Here is a 13986-nt window from a genome sequence, read left to right on the forward strand (position 1 = left end):
AATCCTAGTCGTTTGTGTTCTGAGTCTTCTCATTTGTGATCTGAATTGTTTCCATCACATCGTCCTGTTTCAGAGAATCTAAGACCTTGAGGCTATCTGTATCTTCAATTTGTCCAAAGACCGTGTGTTCGCCATCTAAATGAGGCTGGGGCGCAAAACATAAAAAAAATTGACTTCCGCCAGTGTCTCTACCTGCATGTGCCATGCTTAAAGCTCCCCTTTTGTGTTTATGGGGATTGTTTTGTACTTCACATTTGATACAATACCCCGGCCCACCTGTGCCCGTACCAAGAGGACATCCCCCCTGAGCTACAAACCCAGCAATAACCCTATGGAACTTCAAACCATTATAAAACCCTTCTTGGGCTAAAGTAGCAAAATTGGTTACTGCTTGGGGCGCATCTGTGCCAAACAGACGAACTTTAATCTTGCCTTTGTTGGTAAAAATGGTTGCGTATTGATAAGTTGCGAGCACTTGAGGGTCGATCTCATAAGTTTTAAGCGGTTTCATTGTTGTATGCCTTCATTACTAAATAATCAGGGCATTTTACCGATTTGAGCTTAATTTAAATCATATGGGTTTTATAAATGCTATGGCTCTATGTTTTGATGTCTCTCTTTGTCTTGGACCTGTATGCTGAGGGACTGAATACCTCCCTTATTCATAGGTCAATCCCCCCCTCTACGCACTCTTTTAAAAAAAAGAATCCTCCTCCTCGCCATCTGAGTGCCATGCCTCAGTGGATTTATAGTAGCGTATTTCTGACAGCTTATTTTGACGATGGGCACTACAAACAGGGTTATGCCCTCTTGCTTCAAAATGGACATTATCTCACCGCTTCAACTCTAATTTTCGACCGAGGCATGTACGCTCAAACTATCATGGCCAAGATGCAAGATGACAGCGCACCCATGCTTATCTGCATAGCCCGCTTGCGTGTTAAGGCCATTGATCGCAACAGAGGCCTCTCTTTGCTCTCCACCTATGAATTTACCAATGATGACTGCCAAACTAGGCCTGAGAGCTACTACCACGCACGCATTTATAAAAAGTACGCACAGAATCTCTTGGAACAAAAAACTTCTCCCACATTCCCGCTATACTACCCTCAGGTCAATCCACAAAATGCCTTTAAAATACAGGCCTTATCTGCCTCACTTAAAAATCTCAAAATACCTGATGGTCGTCCTCTTTTTGGAGCTAATGGTACTTTCGCGGGCCTAATAAGTGCTAATAGGCGCAATACATGGATTATCAAAAAAGAGGTGGTGTTAAGTTTTCTACATATTCTTAGAGAGCGCAAACTTTTTTAAAATCAACGCATGAGCGTTTTTGGGCATTTAACATACATGACTAGGTGGTAGTTATGCGTTTTATAGATCAGTGGCTAGCACAAACTGCAGAAGCACAAATGCGTCAAGATTTTTTAAGCTTAGCAGGGTAATCAAAAACACTCTCTGCTTAAATTTTTGGAGAGTCTTTTCACTCCACATGCCCATTAATGCCGTGCTTTTCATAAACACTTAAGACCTCTTCTAGGAAGGCCACTAGGTCATGTTCTTTATTCTTGCGCGCACTCTCTAATAAGCGCATAAACATCTTTTTGCCTGTTTCAGTCTGATTAAAGTTTTTCTTTAAGAAATTGTGCCGTGCACACAGAGTTTGCCCATTTTCTAAGCTGGCTTGTCCGCCCAAATCTTTAGGCTTAATATGATCCACATGCAACTCTACGCCTTCCTTTTGCCCTGCCCCACAGACACGCATTTATACCCGTCCCTCTCTAAAATCTGTTTTTTGAGCGCGGGGCTAAAATCTTCCAAATTTGGGTGTAAGGTGAAATTAGGATCATAGCGATACACCCCCTTGCCAACCTTGATTAAGTGTCCCTGTTGGTGGAGTTTTCTAATGCCCCGATCGGGGTCTCTAAATACCTTGCCTGTGCGCTCTTTGTATTCTTTTACCACCCAATCGACCACCTCCGGGTGTGCGATGTTTCTGTGAGGATGAGCCTTGAAAAACTCCATAATCAAATCTTGTTGGCTAATGCTCATTGAGGACCTTTAAAAAGCGTTCATAAGAGAGGGCGCAATAGGTAGGGTCTAATTCAATCCCTATAAAGGCGCGTTGGTTTAAGTGCGCTTCGATCATAGTTGTGCCGCTCCCACTAAAGGGATCGCAAATGGTGTCCCCCACAAAGCTAAAGAGTTTGATACAGCGCCGAGGCAATTCCCTAGGAAAGGGTGCAGGGTGTCCAATGCGTTTTTTAGATTCTCCATTAAAGCTCCAAAGTCCATTAGTCCATGCCATAAATTCCTCCTTGCTAATATCGCTCACGCCCTTAAAGGGCTTTTTCCACACTTGTTTATACAAAATGACAATGAGCTCCACAGGGGCGATCACATAGGGAGCAGACGCGCTTAGCCAACTTCCCCACGCCGTGCGCCTAGAGATATTGCCCTCATTCCACACAATGCTGCTATGATAAGACCAACCCACTTTTTTAGCCAAAGTGATCAAATCCGCCCCCACACTCTGCGCCCCGCCCTTATTCTTATCTAAGGGGATATTCAGGCACAAACGCCCGCTTGTTTTGGCCCATTGATAAACATTTTCTAGCCAACACGCGCTAAAGTCTAAATATTCTTGGTAGCTTTGAGCGTCTTGACTGGCGTTATAGGCAATGCCCACATTATAAGGGGGGAGGTGATGATGCAATCTAGACACTCTTGGGGCAAGAGAGCTGAATTAAGTGCACTGGCTTGATAAAGGCAGCTTTGATTATGGGTAAAAAAAATATCTTGTTTCATAGATTACCTATTGTGATCATAGTGAGCTCGACATTCTAACACATTTGCGCGCATCTCTATTCAGTAGAAGTTTAAAGAGATGCGCTACTTTCTAGCCAAAAGGGTTGTTAATGCAAGGTTTGTTTAGTCTAAAAATGCGTTGTGGATATGGCTTGTGGCCGGGTTGTTTTGTCTGAATGGACGAGATGCCTTGTTTTATGATCCAAGTTATGATGAGGCTTGGAATCTTGTATCTCCCGATGAGGATAAAAAAGAAGACGACAAAAAAGCCCTTTTGGCTTTTCAAAAAGCCATCAAAAAGGGCAAATTTTGCGGGTACAATGAGACTTGGCATATCTTTATGAAAATGGGATAGGAGTTGAACAGGATTATCATAAAGCCCTCAAGCTGTATGAAAAGATTGGGAAGGGTGGCTATGGGGGCGGGTATGCGGACATGGCGCGCATGTATGATCAGGGTTTAGGCGTGTCCCAAGATGAGAAAAGGCAGATTACTACGGAAAGCTCTGCCATAAGAGTACTAACTTTCCTGCAAAAATCTACAATCATATGCCCGATGAACACGACGGGTGCTTTGATATTCGTGGTGGGGTAGACCCTAAATCTCTAGACATGGGACCTACTGAATATGAGTATTAACCCTCCTTGATCTGAGCTAGCAACCTCTCCACCTCTGCTTGCAAATGTTTTAAGTCTTTGGAATTGTCCAGCACAAAGGAGCTTAGGGATTTTTTAATTTCTATATCCATTTGGGTATTGAGGCGTTGCTCTATTTGCTCTAAGCTGAGTTGGTTGCGCGCTTGTAGGCGGGTAATCTGCAATTCTCTAGAGGCATAGATCAACACCACTTGAGAAATCCCGTAAGTCTTAATCCCCTCAATTTCAAAGAAAAGCGGAATATCTAAAAAATAGGGTTGATGGTGGGTTTCTAGTTGTTGGGCTTGCTCTAGCATTCTAGCGCGTACTTTGGGGTGAAGGAGGGCTTCTAACCGGGCGCGCGCGCTCTTGTTGGCAAAGATGAGCGGGGCTAAGGCTTGGCGCGTGATGGTGTGCTTAGTCGCCACCTCAGGGAAGAGCTGGGCGATTTGGGCGTTGTATTCTTCAAAGAGTTCATGGGCGATCTTATCGGCATCCAGCACGCTATAACCATGTAGACTCAAAAGGCTAGCTGCCGTGCTCTTGCCCGTGCCAATCCCCCCGGTAAGCACAAAGGCGTGTTTTAAATTCAATTTTTAAGCAGACGCGCGCACGCGCCCTTAAGCCACTGGGGCTGGGCAAAAGCGGCTTGGTGAATCTCAGCATTATAGTAACGCAAGCCATCGAGCATATCAATTTTTTGCAATAACATATCTGCTAAGGGGTGATAATACTTGGAAATAAAGAGATAAATTTGGGGCGTAGGGGCGTAGGGGGTGTTAAAGGGCATAAGAATTTGCGCGTAGGCTTGTAGGTTTTTTAGGGTGTCTTTGAATGCCTCTTGCTCTAAAAGCGGACTAGGAGCAGTAAAGATCATAAAACCCTTAGGGGCGAGCATGCGTTGCAAACCATCTACTTGATGAGCCGTGGGCGTGCTCAATAAGATGATAATGTCATAGAGTTGTAAGTCTAAGTCCAAGATTTTATCATAGAGCTTAAAGCGCGCATGGGCTTTGGTTTCTTGGAACTGGGGCAAAAAAGCGTGCAAATTCTCTAACATGGTGCGATCTTCTTGCACAAAATCCACATGCATGTCTTCGTGTTTGAGCAACTCGTAAGCGATTTGGGTGTCAAATCCCCCAGTGATGAGCGCGCGTTTAGGATTGGGGTGCACGCACGCGCTTACATGCGCTAACAACTCGCTTTGGATAAAGGGGTAATTCTGGAAAAACATCCACTCCTGTGTGCTATTGCGCACGATCCCAACTTGCGCACAATCTGTGCCGACAATCTCTAATTGGTGTGCCATTAAAACTCTTTGCGCGGGTCTTGTGCCCCATACATCATGTGGCTTTTTTGATCCACAACAATCGCGTTCACATCTCCCATGACAGGCTTGACGACAATTTTATAGCCCATTTTTTCTAAATTTTCCTGTACATCCTTAACCATGCCAAAGGGTTCGGTGCGAATCTCATCGGGCAACCATTGCATGTGGAAACGTGGCGCGCTTACCGCTTGAGAGATGTTCATGCCATGATCGATCACATTGCTAATTACTTGTAGCACGGTGGTGATGATGCGCGCCCCCCCAGGACTCCCTACAACCATATAGACTTTATTTTGCTTGAGCACTATAGCAGGCGACATGGAGCTTAAAGGGCGTTTGCCCGGCTCAATAGCGTTAGCATCTCCACCCACAAGTCCATAAAGGTTGGGCACACCGGGTTTAATGGAGAAATCATCCATTTCATTATTGAGCAAAAACCCTGCACCATTAATAGCGGCTGCACTCCCGTAAGAGCCGTTGATGGTGTAGGTAATACTCACCGCATTGCCCCACTTATCGGCCACAGAATAATGGGTCGTATTTTGGCCTTCATGCAATTCCCCTAAGCCGGGATTGATCTTTGCACTATCTAATGCCTTATTTTTTGGAATACCCTCGTAGATCTTCTTTGCATAATCCTTGTCGGTAAGTTTAGCCGTAGGCACATCAATAAAGTCTGGATCGCCCATAAACACTGAGCGATCGGCATAGGCTTGGCGCATTGCCTCTGCCATAACATGGATAGTCTGACTAGACCCAAAACCCAAATCATGAATGTTAGCGTTTTCCATCGTGTTCAGTATTTCTATGATGTGCGTTCCGCCTGAACTAGGAGGGGCCATAGAAATAATTTTATAACCTCGATAGCTCCCCTCAATGGGTTTGCGCCATACAACTTGATAGGTAGCCAAATCTTTTTTAGTGATAATTCCCCCATTTTTAGCCATATCTCTTGCAATTAGATCGGCGATAGGACCCTTATAGAAAGCTTGTGCTCCCCCATTTTTAATCAAAGTGAGAGTTTTAGCCAAATCTCTTTGCACCAAGAGATCCCCCGCGCTATAAGCGACTAAACCTTTTTTGAGGAAATATTTACGACTGCTAGCATATTTGGCAAAGCGGGGTTTAGCTTCTAACATTGTCTCGCCTTGTCGCTGGGTGAGTCTGAAACCTTTTTGGGCTAGATCGATGGCAGGTTGAATCAATACAGCGCGCCTTTTTGTGCCGTATTTTTTAAGCATGGCCTCCAATCCTGCTACGGTGCCGGGCACACCAGCAGCTAGATAGCCGTCCGTGCTTAGTTTGGGGATTACCTTGCCATGTTTGTCTAAGTACATGTTTTTGGTTGCCAAAAGAGGAGCTTTTTCTCTAAAATCTAAAGTGACATTTTCCCCATTGGCCAAATGAATCACTGCAAAGCCCCCGCCCCCTAAGTTGCCTGCAGCCGGATGCACCACCGCTAAAGCATAGCCCATCGCTACTGCTGCATCGATCGCATTTCCTCCCTCATTTAAAATCTTTTGCCCAACCTTATCTGCTAAAGGGTGGCTAGAAAGAGCCAGTGCTCTGCCTTTAATTGGGGGCAAACTCGCTGCAACAATACTGCCAGCAATCCCTAAGCTCGCCCACAGCACCACCGCTATACGCCATGCTTTTACCATGTGTCAACTCCTAATGTGTCTTAAAAACATCTTATCACAGCTAGACTTACAGCCAGCACAAATAGGCTATAATGCTACAAATCCAAAAGGACGCTCGTGGTTCTAGCTCTCAAATACCGCCCTAAACATTTTAAGGATTTGGCAGGACAAGAAAGTGTATCTAAAACTCTAAGTTTGGCTTTAGAGCGAGGGTGTTTGGCGCATGCCTATCTTTTTAGTGGGCTTAGGGGTTCGGGCAAGACTTCTAGTGCGCGTATTTTTGCCCGCGCCTTGCAGTGCGAAAAAGCCCCTACTAGTACTCCCTGTGATGTCTGTGCTAATTGTGTGGATGCATTGCAGAATAAGCATTTAGATATTATTGAAATGGATGGCGCGTCTAACCGACGCATTGAAGACATCCGCGATGTGATCGAACAAACCAAGTACCAACCTAGTATGGGGGCTTTTAAGGTTTTCATCATTGATGAAGTGCACATGCTCACTAAAGAGGCTTTTAACGCACTTTTAAAAACCTTAGAAGAACCCCCCGCGCATGTGAAATTCATTTTGGCTACTACAGACCCACTCAAACTCCCCGCCACCATTCTTAGCCGCACCCAACATTTTCATTTTAAAAAAATCCCCTCTAAAGTCATTGTAGCGCATTTGCAACACATCTTAAATTTAGAAGGAGTGGAATATCAAGAAGGGGTTTTAGAGATATTAGCTAGAAGTGGGGGAGGGAGTTTACGAGATACTTTAACCCTCACAGAACAAGCCATTAGCTATAGCGCGGGCTCTCTCACTCTTGAGAGGATCACACAAATGTTAGGTCTGGTGGATGCGCAAGTTTTGCATGATTTTTTTCAAACCCTTAGGGATAATCCGGAGCGCGTTTGCGACTCTTTGGCCCTTTTTGAGGAATACGATCCACAGATAGTGCTTGATGAGATGTCTCTTTTTCTTAAAGAAGCCTTGCTTCATAAAACCTTTCCAATCGCTTTAGTGGACGCGTGGATGGGTGTTTTGGCTCAAGCTAAAGCTCTTTTGCATGCAGGTGCAGATGGGGATTTTGTCTTAACCCTGAGCGTGCTCAAAATGCAAGCAACGCTCGCACCCCAAGCACCATCAGCCTCCCAACGCCCTACGCCAGTAGCCATTCAAACCCCAGCACCAACCCCCACATCACGCAAACAGCTCACCCCTCAGGAACTTTTTGAGAAACTTATTACAAGGATTCATGCCCACAATCCCAATTTAGGCGACCTCTTTAAAAAATTTGTCCAATTCCATGCTTTTGAAAACAAGACTCTTTGGTGGGTTTCGAGTGCTGATACCTCTTCTAAAGAAATCTTGATGCAAAACTTTGAATTGATTAAACAACTTGTAGTAGAGGTCTTTGGCGAGGGCGTGCAGGTTCAAGCCCTAAAAATTACTCCTCCCTCTCCCTCTGCCTCTTCTTCAACTCCCCCTCCAGTAATTCCAAATTTGCGCGAGCAGTTTATGCAAGAAAATTCCAATTTAGTAGGAGCGATGCAAGAGCATTTGGGGATTATTGATGTCAAGGTGGAAAAATCTTGAAAGAGATTACAGCAGGGCTGCAGGATTTAAATCTAGTATTGGATTATTTAGATCAGTGGTGCAAGGTGCACACGATCGTTTTGTTGCGAGGTGATCTAGGCAGTGGTAAGACAACTTTAGTGCAGCATTTTTGTACACGCCACCATGCTCTCTGGGCAACTTCGCCCACTTTTACTTTGGCGCATCACTACCCCGGAGGCGACTTTGAGATTTACCATTATGATTTTTACCGCAAAGATGTTCAAGAACTTTTGTTGATGGGGGTTTTGGATCATTTGCAACATGTGGGAGTGCATTTTGTAGAATGGGGAACGGAGACTTTAAGGAAAATACTGATCCAAGCAGGTTTTGAAGTGCTTGTCATCACGCTAGAGAGAAAAGATCATCTTTGTTGCTATAGGTTCAATAATGGATAAACTTAGTGCGATCAATTTGAGCAAACAGATTAAAAAAACTAAGATTGTGCATGATGTTTCTTTAGAAGTGGAGAGTGGACAGGTAGTAGGGTTGTTAGGCCCTAATGGTGCAGGCAAAACCACTACTTTTTATATGATTTGTGGCCTTTTGCAACCTAGTGGAGGAAAAGTTACCCTTAATGACATCGATCTTTCTAGCTATCCTTTACATAAACGATCTAATCTAGGAATTGGCTATCTGCCTCAAGAATCGAGCATTTTTAAGGATTTGAGCGTTTTGGATAATCTTATGCTGGCTGCTCAGACCACTTTTAAAAGTTCTAAGGAAGCCATGCAGCGCATTGAGGAAATGCTAGAAGCGTTTAATATTCAAGCCATTCAAGATCGCAAGGGCATGTCTTTGAGCGGGGGGGAGAGGCGACGCGTGGAGATTGCACGCGCTCTTATTAAAAATCCTAAATTTATTTTGCTTGATGAGCCGTTTGCAGGAGTCGATCCCATTGCAGTCTTGGATATTCAAAAAATCATCGATCGACTTGTACAAATGAATATTGGCGTACTCATTACCGATCATAATGTGCGTGAAACTTTGAGTGTGTGCCATCGGGCATATGTGATTAAAAGTGGCACCTTGTTAGCCAGTGGCAGTAGTGATCAAATTTATGAAAATGAGTTGGTCAGAAAACATTACTTAGGCGAGCATTTTAAAGCATGATGGCCATTTTACGCCCCACCCCCACCCCCACCCCCAAAGGCAAGCTTTCTGCTACGCTCAAGAGTTGGTTACCTATTTTGCAAAGTGGGCCTTTAGAAATCGAAGAAACTCTGCAAGCTTATGTACAAGATAATCCTTGTGTGCGTGTACAAAGCGCATTGAACACAGATTTTAGTACCCAGAAATTTTACAAGCCCCTCCGTCCTAGCCTTAAAAACACCATGAGTGATAAAATTGAGAGTTTGAGCGTGCGCCCTCCAACTCTCTATGAAGCTCTGATTTGGCAACTCTTGCCTCCCCTATTCCCTACAGAGATTTCTTTAAAGATTGCCACAGATATTATCGATAATCTTAATCCGGAAGGGTATTTTGAAGGAGATATACAGGGGCAGGCTTTAGCCTTAGGTGTTTCTGTAGAAAATTATGAAAAGGTGCGGCAACGCTTTGCCTATTTAGACCCGCCCGGTGTAGGGGCACTGGGGCTAGAAGAGAGCTTTTTGTTCCAACTTGCTCATCACGATGAATTGGATACACCCACTTACAATCTCTGTATTGAGATTATACACCACCTTGAAAAGCATAAAGATTTTAGTCATTTAGAGGACTATCATAAGGCAATGAAAGTGATCACTTCCTTTAAAACCCCTCCTGCCATTGATTTTAGTGGCATGTCTTTACCCGTGATCCCCGACCTCTTCATCTGCGAAGATAATGGCGAGGTTTCTGTGCGTCTCAACGATGCCTATTATCCCCAAATTGTAATCGAGGAGTTAAATATCAAGGAGTCTTGTGGCTATCTCAAGGAAAAACTTAAAGAAGCTAGGGATTTAGTAGATGCTCTGCAAATGCGCCAACAAACGCTTTTAAAAATTGGTCTAATGCTTGTGGAGTACCAATATGATTTTTTTCAAGGCAAAGAGATCAAGCCTATGCGCTTGGTAGATCTTGCTAATGAATTTGGTTATTCAACCAGCACGATTTCACGCGCTATTGCTAACAAATATTTAGAATGTAACAGAGGTATTTTCCCCATTAAAAATTTTTTCACAACAGCACTAGAGGGAGATATTTCTAATGCCTCTATCAAGGATTTTATCTTGGAGAGTGTCAAGCAAGAAAACCCACAGCACCCTCTGAGTGATATAAAATTGTTGGAATTGGTTGAAAATAAGTTTGGACTTAAAATAGTGCGCCGTACCATTACTAAATACCGCAAACTTTTAAACATTGCTAGCTCTTCGGAACGCAAAAAACTCTATAGTTTGCGTGCACCTTAAGTCAAGGCGTGCTAAAATCCTCTTTTTTTAAAGGAAGCCTATGGAGACATTGAAACTAAGCGATGATGCCTTATTTGCTTTATTTACCAGCATGAGTACCCCTACAAACCCCCATCAAGCCCACATCTACCTGCAAGCCTTTTCGCATTTTAAGCGCATCGCCTTAGACACAAGCGACTTTGGCTACTCCTTTTATGCCTTAGGAAAAGCTTATGAAGCGGGTCTAGGTGTCGCTAAAGACCTCCAAAAAGCCAAGGGTCTCTACACTGAGGCAATCAAACGCTACCAAACTTATGAGGGGCAAGAAGAATCCCATCTGGAGGCGATTCGCGCCCTAGAGAAATGGCTCTGAGGGGCCATTGTGGCCACCATGGTCTCTGTGGTGGCGATTGTGCGCGTTTTCTGTATGGTGTTTGTGGTCTCTTCGATGTGTGTTGAGAGGATTGTAATAAGAGTTGCAAATCCTAGAATTGTGTGGTCTAGGTTCGTGCCTACATTCTTTTTCTTTTAGTGCCATAGTCGCTCCATCTGCAGGAGTGCATGCAAAAATCTCGAGATCGCTAGGCTTAGGTTCAAAGACTTCTACACTAAAACCTAATTTATTAGCTAATTCTAGGAGAGCTGACAGATTTTCCTGTTTAATATTTTGGACTAACACATCCATATAAAATCCTTTTTTTAGAATTCGTGATCTCATGTTAACTTTTTAAAAATAATCAAAATCTAACAGAAACTACGAGGCAATGTGCTATAATGCGAAATTTGGAGAATTCCATGGATATTAAGAATGCTTTTCTGGATTATTTTGAAGCTCTTGGGCATATGCGTGTGCCTAGCTCCAGTCTTGTACCCCAAGACTCCTCATTGCTTTTTACTAATGCAGGTATGGTCCAGTTTAAAGATATTTTTTTGGGTACAAGTGCGCCTTTCACCCCACGCGCCACTAGTGCCCAGTTGTGTATGCGCGCAGGGGGGAAACATAACGATTTAGAAAATGTGGGCTATACCAACCGCCACCATACTCTCTTTGAGATGTTAGGAAATTTCTCCTTTTTTGACTACTTCAAAGAAGAGGCGATCTCTTACGCCTATGAGTTTGTGCATAAAACTCTAGGGTTTCACAACAAAGATATTTATATTAGCGTACATGAGAAGGACGATCAAGCTTATCAGCTCTGGCAAAAGTTTGTAAGCCCCGATCACATTAAGAAAATGGGGGATAAGGACAATTTTTGGCAAATGGCGGATACTGGGCCTTGCGGGTATTGCAGTGAAATTTATATCGATCAGGGCGCACAGGCTTTCCATTCTGAGCAGGATTATTTCGGGGGCGAGGGGGATCGCTTCTTAGAGATTTGGAACTTGGTTTTTATGCAATACGATCGCTCCAAAGAGGGTGTACTCACTCCCTTAAGCAAGCCCTGCATTGATACGGGTATGGGGCTAGAGAGGGTGCAGGCTTTGTTAGAGGGGGTGCAAAATAACTTTGACTCTTCTTTATTTAAGCCTTTGATGACACGCATTGAAGAGGTGTTTGATCTGCCCTATGCTGAGCATAAAGAGTCCTTTAGGGTTTTAGCCGACCATGCTAGAAGTGTAGCTTTTTTATTGGCAATGGGTGTGTATTTTAGCAATACGGGGCGGGGCTATGTATTGCGCCGTATTTTGCGCCGTGCGTTAAGACATGGCTACTTATTAGAACATGCTAAGGGACGCGAACTTAAAGACCCTTTCTTTTATAAGATTTTGGGCAGTCTTTGCCTTTTGATGTCAGATTATCCGATCTTATTGGAACATAAACAAAGTTTAGAAGCCGAGTGTCGTGCTGAAGAAGAGCTATTTTTGAACACTTTGACTAAAGGCATGCACCTTTTTGAAACGGCGTTAAGCGAATGCAATGGAATTTTTAGTGGAGCAGTGGCCTTTAAACTCTATGATACCTATGGTTTCCCCTTAGATTTGACAATGGATATGTTGCGTGAGAAAAATATAGAAGTCGATTTGGCCGGCTATGAGGCATGCATGCAAGAACAAAGACAACGCTCGCAGTTTAAACAGAGCGATACAAAGGACGCTTTAAAATCTTTAGATTTAAGTACTTTAGATCCTAATGTCTTTGAGGGCTATACTCACGAAAATCTGCAAACTCGTGTACAGGCTCTTTACGCTCTCAATGTGCAGGGGAAGATGGTGTCTGTAGAATTTGTAAAAGAGGGAGAGGCCTATGTGGTACTAGAAAAAACCCCTTTTTATCCTCAAGGAGGGGGGCCTGTTGGAGATAAAGGCGTGTTGTTAGATAATCATAACAAGCCAGTTGCAAAGGTTTTGGACACACAAAAAATGGGTCTTGTAAATGTTAGCTTGATAGAGTGCATAGAGGCACTTAAGGTGGGGCAAGTTGTTAATGCTAAGGTGCATGATCGTGCTGAGATTGCTAAACACCATAGTGCTACTCATCTATTACATCTTGCTCTTAAAGAGGTTTTAAGTAGGGTTGCACAGGCAGAAAAACGAGAGGTGCAAATCCAGCAAAAGGGTAGCCACATAGAGGCCGATCGCTTGCGTTTTGATTTTAGTTTTTATCGTGCTTTGAGCGAATTGGAGTTAACCGATGTGGAAGATTTCGTTAATGCACAGATTGCTCAAGGTGCGCGCACGAATGTCCAAAATTTGGATACTATACAGGCCAAAGCATGTGGTGCTGTGATGCTTTTTGAGGACAAATACCTAGAAGAGGTGCGGGTTGTCCAGATTGCCGATAGCCTAGAGGCATGCGGGGGTGTACATGTGGCTGATAGCGCACATATTGGAGGTTTTGCCATCACAAAGAGCTCTAGTGTAAGTGCGGGAGTTAGGCGCATTGAGGCGGTGTGTGGAAAAGCCTATTACAACTTTATTGCTACGGAACGACGGATTCTTAAAGAGGCACGCCAAAGACTCAAGACTCAAGACATTCTTAAAGCCTTAGACAGCAAGCAAACCGCCGGTGCGATCAAAAAAAGTTGTCTGCATTTGGTGCGTTGGCATCCTATCGCCAATAAGCAACTGGCCATTTTAAGAGCTCAAAAAGAGGATATTAAGGAGTTTTTTAGCCTAGTAGATACTCATAAGAAACAACAAAAACCTCTCGTTGCGGTGTTTCTCCACCACAATACTCAAAAGCAGTCTTTAGAAGTTTCCTTAAAGTCTGTGGGTGGGGATGATATGCTTGCCCTATTAGCTCTTTTAAGAAGCGCGTTAGAAACTTTGGAATATGGTCTTAAAGGTGGTGGCAAAAAAGATTTTGTCTCGATTGTCGTAACTCATAAACAAGGTTTGGAGCTTGAAGCTGTCGAGAAGATTGAAGCAATTCTTAAAGAAAAAATTTTAGAGGCAATGGCACGCTAATGCATACTAACACTCTTTTTTTAATGCTTTTTGTTTCGTTAATTTTAGGTTTAGTAGGGCTACTTATTTTCCTTTGGGGTTTAAGAAGTAAACAATTCAATGATGAAACAAAGATGCTAGAAGTCTTGCTCTATGATAGCCCTAGCGATCTGAATACGGCCAAGCAAGAAGAGCTTAAGTCTAAGAAGAAAGGATAG

The 13986-nt window shown here is 43.6% G+C and carries 17 protein-coding genes and 1 pseudogene; 10 read left to right on the forward strand and 8 right to left on the reverse strand.

Translation table 11 applies throughout. The annotated features are described in order from the left end of the window. Positions 1-4 precede the first annotated feature (4 nt). On the reverse strand, positions 5-511 hold the full coding sequence (locus C6H00_RS02380; RefSeq protein ID WP_104749441.1) for a peptidylprolyl isomerase: 507 nt from the start codon (positions 509-511) through the stop codon (positions 5-7). A gap of 221 nt (positions 512-732) precedes the next feature. Between C6H00_RS02380 and C6H00_RS02385 the strand changes: the two genes are divergently transcribed. Beyond that, on the forward strand, positions 733-1314 hold the full coding sequence (locus C6H00_RS02385; RefSeq protein ID WP_233704370.1) for a hypothetical protein: 582 nt from the start codon (positions 733-735) through the stop codon (positions 1312-1314). A 169-nt stretch (positions 1315-1483) separates the two neighbouring features. Here the strand turns inward: C6H00_RS02385 and C6H00_RS08725 are convergent, their stop codons facing one another. From C6H00_RS08725 to C6H00_RS02395, 3 genes and pseudogenes are all read right to left on the reverse strand, one after another. Continuing rightward, positions 1484-1765, reverse strand: coding sequence for an HNH endonuclease (locus tag C6H00_RS08725; RefSeq protein ID WP_233704371.1), 282 nt, complete (start codon positions 1763-1765; stop codon positions 1484-1486). After that, positions 1729-2052 carry an HNH endonuclease gene (locus tag C6H00_RS08730; RefSeq protein ID WP_233704372.1) on the reverse strand — a complete coding sequence of 108 codons (324 nt, stop codon included), beginning with the start codon at positions 2050-2052 and terminating at the stop codon, positions 1729-1731. Before C6H00_RS08730 ends, C6H00_RS08725 begins: the two co-directional genes overlap by 37 nt. Continuing rightward, a pseudogene (locus C6H00_RS02395) lies at positions 2042-2808 on the reverse strand (DNA-methyltransferase). The gene C6H00_RS08730 and the pseudogene C6H00_RS02395 overlap by 11 nt, the downstream one beginning before the upstream one ends. Positions 2809-2947: 139 nt before the next feature. On the opposite strand from C6H00_RS02395, the gene C6H00_RS08505 reads away from it, so the two are divergent. Both C6H00_RS08505 and C6H00_RS02400 read left to right on the forward strand, forming a co-directional pair. Continuing rightward, positions 2948-3163 carry a hypothetical protein gene (locus C6H00_RS08505; RefSeq protein ID WP_233704373.1) on the forward strand — a complete coding sequence of 72 codons (216 nt, stop codon included), beginning with the start codon at positions 2948-2950 and terminating at the stop codon, positions 3161-3163. After that, entirely contained in the window at positions 3136-3402 is a 267-nt protein-coding gene (locus tag C6H00_RS02400; RefSeq protein ID WP_104749443.1) for an SEL1-like repeat protein, read from the forward strand. Before C6H00_RS08505 ends, C6H00_RS02400 begins: the two co-directional genes overlap by 28 nt. 40 nt (positions 3403-3442) lie before the next feature. Here C6H00_RS02400 and coaE read toward each other — a convergent pair whose 3' ends face one another. Genes coaE through ggt form a run of 3 tightly spaced genes read right to left on the reverse strand, consistent with a single transcriptional unit; the run spans position 3443 to position 6434 of the window. Next, positions 3443-4036, reverse strand: coding sequence for a dephospho-CoA kinase (coaE, locus tag C6H00_RS02405; RefSeq protein ID WP_104749444.1), 594 nt, complete (start codon positions 4034-4036; stop codon positions 3443-3445). Continuing rightward, positions 4033-4752: a spermine/spermidine synthase domain-containing protein gene (locus tag C6H00_RS02410; RefSeq protein ID WP_104749445.1), complete on the reverse strand. Its 720-nt coding sequence runs from the start codon at positions 4750-4752 to the stop codon at positions 4033-4035. The genes coaE and C6H00_RS02410 overlap by 4 nt, the downstream gene beginning before the upstream one ends. Further along, complete coding sequence (gene ggt, locus C6H00_RS02415) at positions 4752-6434, reverse strand: gamma-glutamyltransferase (protein WP_104749446.1); 1683 nt, start codon at positions 6432-6434, stop codon at positions 4752-4754. Before ggt ends, C6H00_RS02410 begins: the two co-directional genes overlap by 1 nt. A 96-nt stretch (positions 6435-6530) precedes the next feature. On the opposite strand from ggt, the gene C6H00_RS02420 reads away from it, so the two are divergent. From C6H00_RS02420 to C6H00_RS02440, 5 genes are read left to right on the forward strand one after another with little or no spacing between them, the layout of a single operon-like run. Beyond that, the gene (locus C6H00_RS02420) at positions 6531-7994 is read left to right on the forward strand and encodes a DNA polymerase III subunit gamma/tau (protein ID WP_104749447.1); all 1464 of its coding nucleotides are present in this window, start codon (positions 6531-6533) and stop codon (positions 7992-7994) included. Continuing rightward, positions 7991-8410, forward strand: coding sequence for a tRNA (adenosine(37)-N6)-threonylcarbamoyltransferase complex ATPase subunit type 1 TsaE (gene tsaE / locus C6H00_RS02425; protein WP_199769151.1), 420 nt, complete (start codon positions 7991-7993; stop codon positions 8408-8410). Before C6H00_RS02420 ends, tsaE begins: the two co-directional genes overlap by 4 nt. Then, a complete protein-coding gene (lptB, locus tag C6H00_RS02430; RefSeq protein WP_104749448.1) occupies positions 8403-9125 on the forward strand; it encodes an LPS export ABC transporter ATP-binding protein in 723 nt (240 codons plus the stop codon). The genes tsaE and lptB overlap by 8 nt, the downstream gene beginning before the upstream one ends. After that, positions 9125-10402, forward strand: coding sequence for an RNA polymerase factor sigma-54 (locus tag C6H00_RS02435; protein WP_199769170.1), 1278 nt, complete (start codon positions 9125-9127; stop codon positions 10400-10402). The genes lptB and C6H00_RS02435 overlap by 1 nt, the downstream gene beginning before the upstream one ends. Positions 10403-10442: 40 nt before the next feature. After that, positions 10443-10754, forward strand: a complete 312-nt coding sequence (locus tag C6H00_RS02440) for an SEL1-like repeat protein (protein ID WP_104749450.1) — start codon at positions 10443-10445, stop codon at positions 10752-10754. On the opposite strand, the gene C6H00_RS02445 is transcribed toward C6H00_RS02440, so the two are convergent. Next, positions 10737-11066, reverse strand: coding sequence for a hypothetical protein (locus tag C6H00_RS02445; RefSeq protein ID WP_104749451.1), 330 nt, complete (start codon positions 11064-11066; stop codon positions 10737-10739). The genes C6H00_RS02440 and C6H00_RS02445 overlap by 18 nt on opposite strands. A 110-nt stretch (positions 11067-11176) precedes the next feature. Here C6H00_RS02445 and alaS point away from each other — a divergent pair, with 110 nt between their 5' ends. Together alaS and ccoS are read left to right on the forward strand one after the other, a co-directional pair. Continuing rightward, a complete protein-coding gene (gene alaS, locus C6H00_RS02450; RefSeq protein ID WP_104749452.1) occupies positions 11177-13789 on the forward strand; it encodes an alanine--tRNA ligase in 2613 nt (870 codons plus the stop codon). Further along, positions 13789-13986: a cbb3-type cytochrome oxidase assembly protein CcoS gene (ccoS, locus tag C6H00_RS02455; RefSeq protein ID WP_104749453.1), complete on the forward strand. Its 198-nt coding sequence runs from the start codon at positions 13789-13791 to the stop codon at positions 13984-13986. The genes alaS and ccoS overlap by 1 nt, the downstream gene beginning before the upstream one ends.

Origin of the sequence: Helicobacter cynogastricus, assembly GCF_900197855.1 — a bacterium.
In the GTDB taxonomy this organism is placed as follows: domain Bacteria; phylum Campylobacterota; class Campylobacteria; order Campylobacterales; family Helicobacteraceae; genus Helicobacter; species Helicobacter cynogastricus.

Excerpts from the sequence above, each read along its gene's own strand:
- C6H00_RS02380 (WP_104749441.1), bottom strand. The coding sequence starts at position 511 with ATGAAACCGCTTAAAACTTATGAGATCGACCCTCAAGTGCTCGCAACT.
- C6H00_RS02385 (WP_233704370.1), top strand. The coding sequence starts at position 733 with ATGCCTCAGTGGATTTATAGTAGCGTATTTCTGACAGCTTATTTTGAC.
- C6H00_RS08725 (WP_233704371.1), bottom strand. The coding sequence starts at position 1,765 with ATGCGTGTCTGTGGGGCAGGGCAAAAGGAAGGCGTAGAGTTGCATGTG.
- C6H00_RS08730 (WP_233704372.1), bottom strand. The coding sequence starts at position 2,052 with ATGAGCATTAGCCAACAAGATTTGATTATGGAGTTTTTCAAGGCTCAT.
- C6H00_RS02410 (WP_104749445.1), bottom strand. The coding sequence starts at position 4,752 with ATGGCACACCAATTAGAGATTGTCGGCACAGATTGTGCGCAAGTTGGG.
- ggt (WP_104749446.1), bottom strand. The coding sequence starts at position 6,434 with ATGGTAAAAGCATGGCGTATAGCGGTGGTGCTGTGGGCGAGCTTAGGG.
- lptB (WP_104749448.1), top strand. The coding sequence starts at position 8,403 with ATGGATAAACTTAGTGCGATCAATTTGAGCAAACAGATTAAAAAAACT.
- C6H00_RS02435 (WP_199769170.1), top strand. The coding sequence starts at position 9,125 with ATGGCCATTTTACGCCCCACCCCCACCCCCACCCCCAAAGGCAAGCTT.
- C6H00_RS02440 (WP_104749450.1), top strand. The coding sequence starts at position 10,443 with ATGGAGACATTGAAACTAAGCGATGATGCCTTATTTGCTTTATTTACC.
- C6H00_RS02445 (WP_104749451.1), bottom strand. The coding sequence starts at position 11,066 with ATGGATGTGTTAGTCCAAAATATTAAACAGGAAAATCTGTCAGCTCTC.
- alaS (WP_104749452.1), top strand. The coding sequence starts at position 11,177 with ATGGATATTAAGAATGCTTTTCTGGATTATTTTGAAGCTCTTGGGCAT.
- ccoS (WP_104749453.1), top strand. The coding sequence starts at position 13,789 with ATGCATACTAACACTCTTTTTTTAATGCTTTTTGTTTCGTTAATTTTA.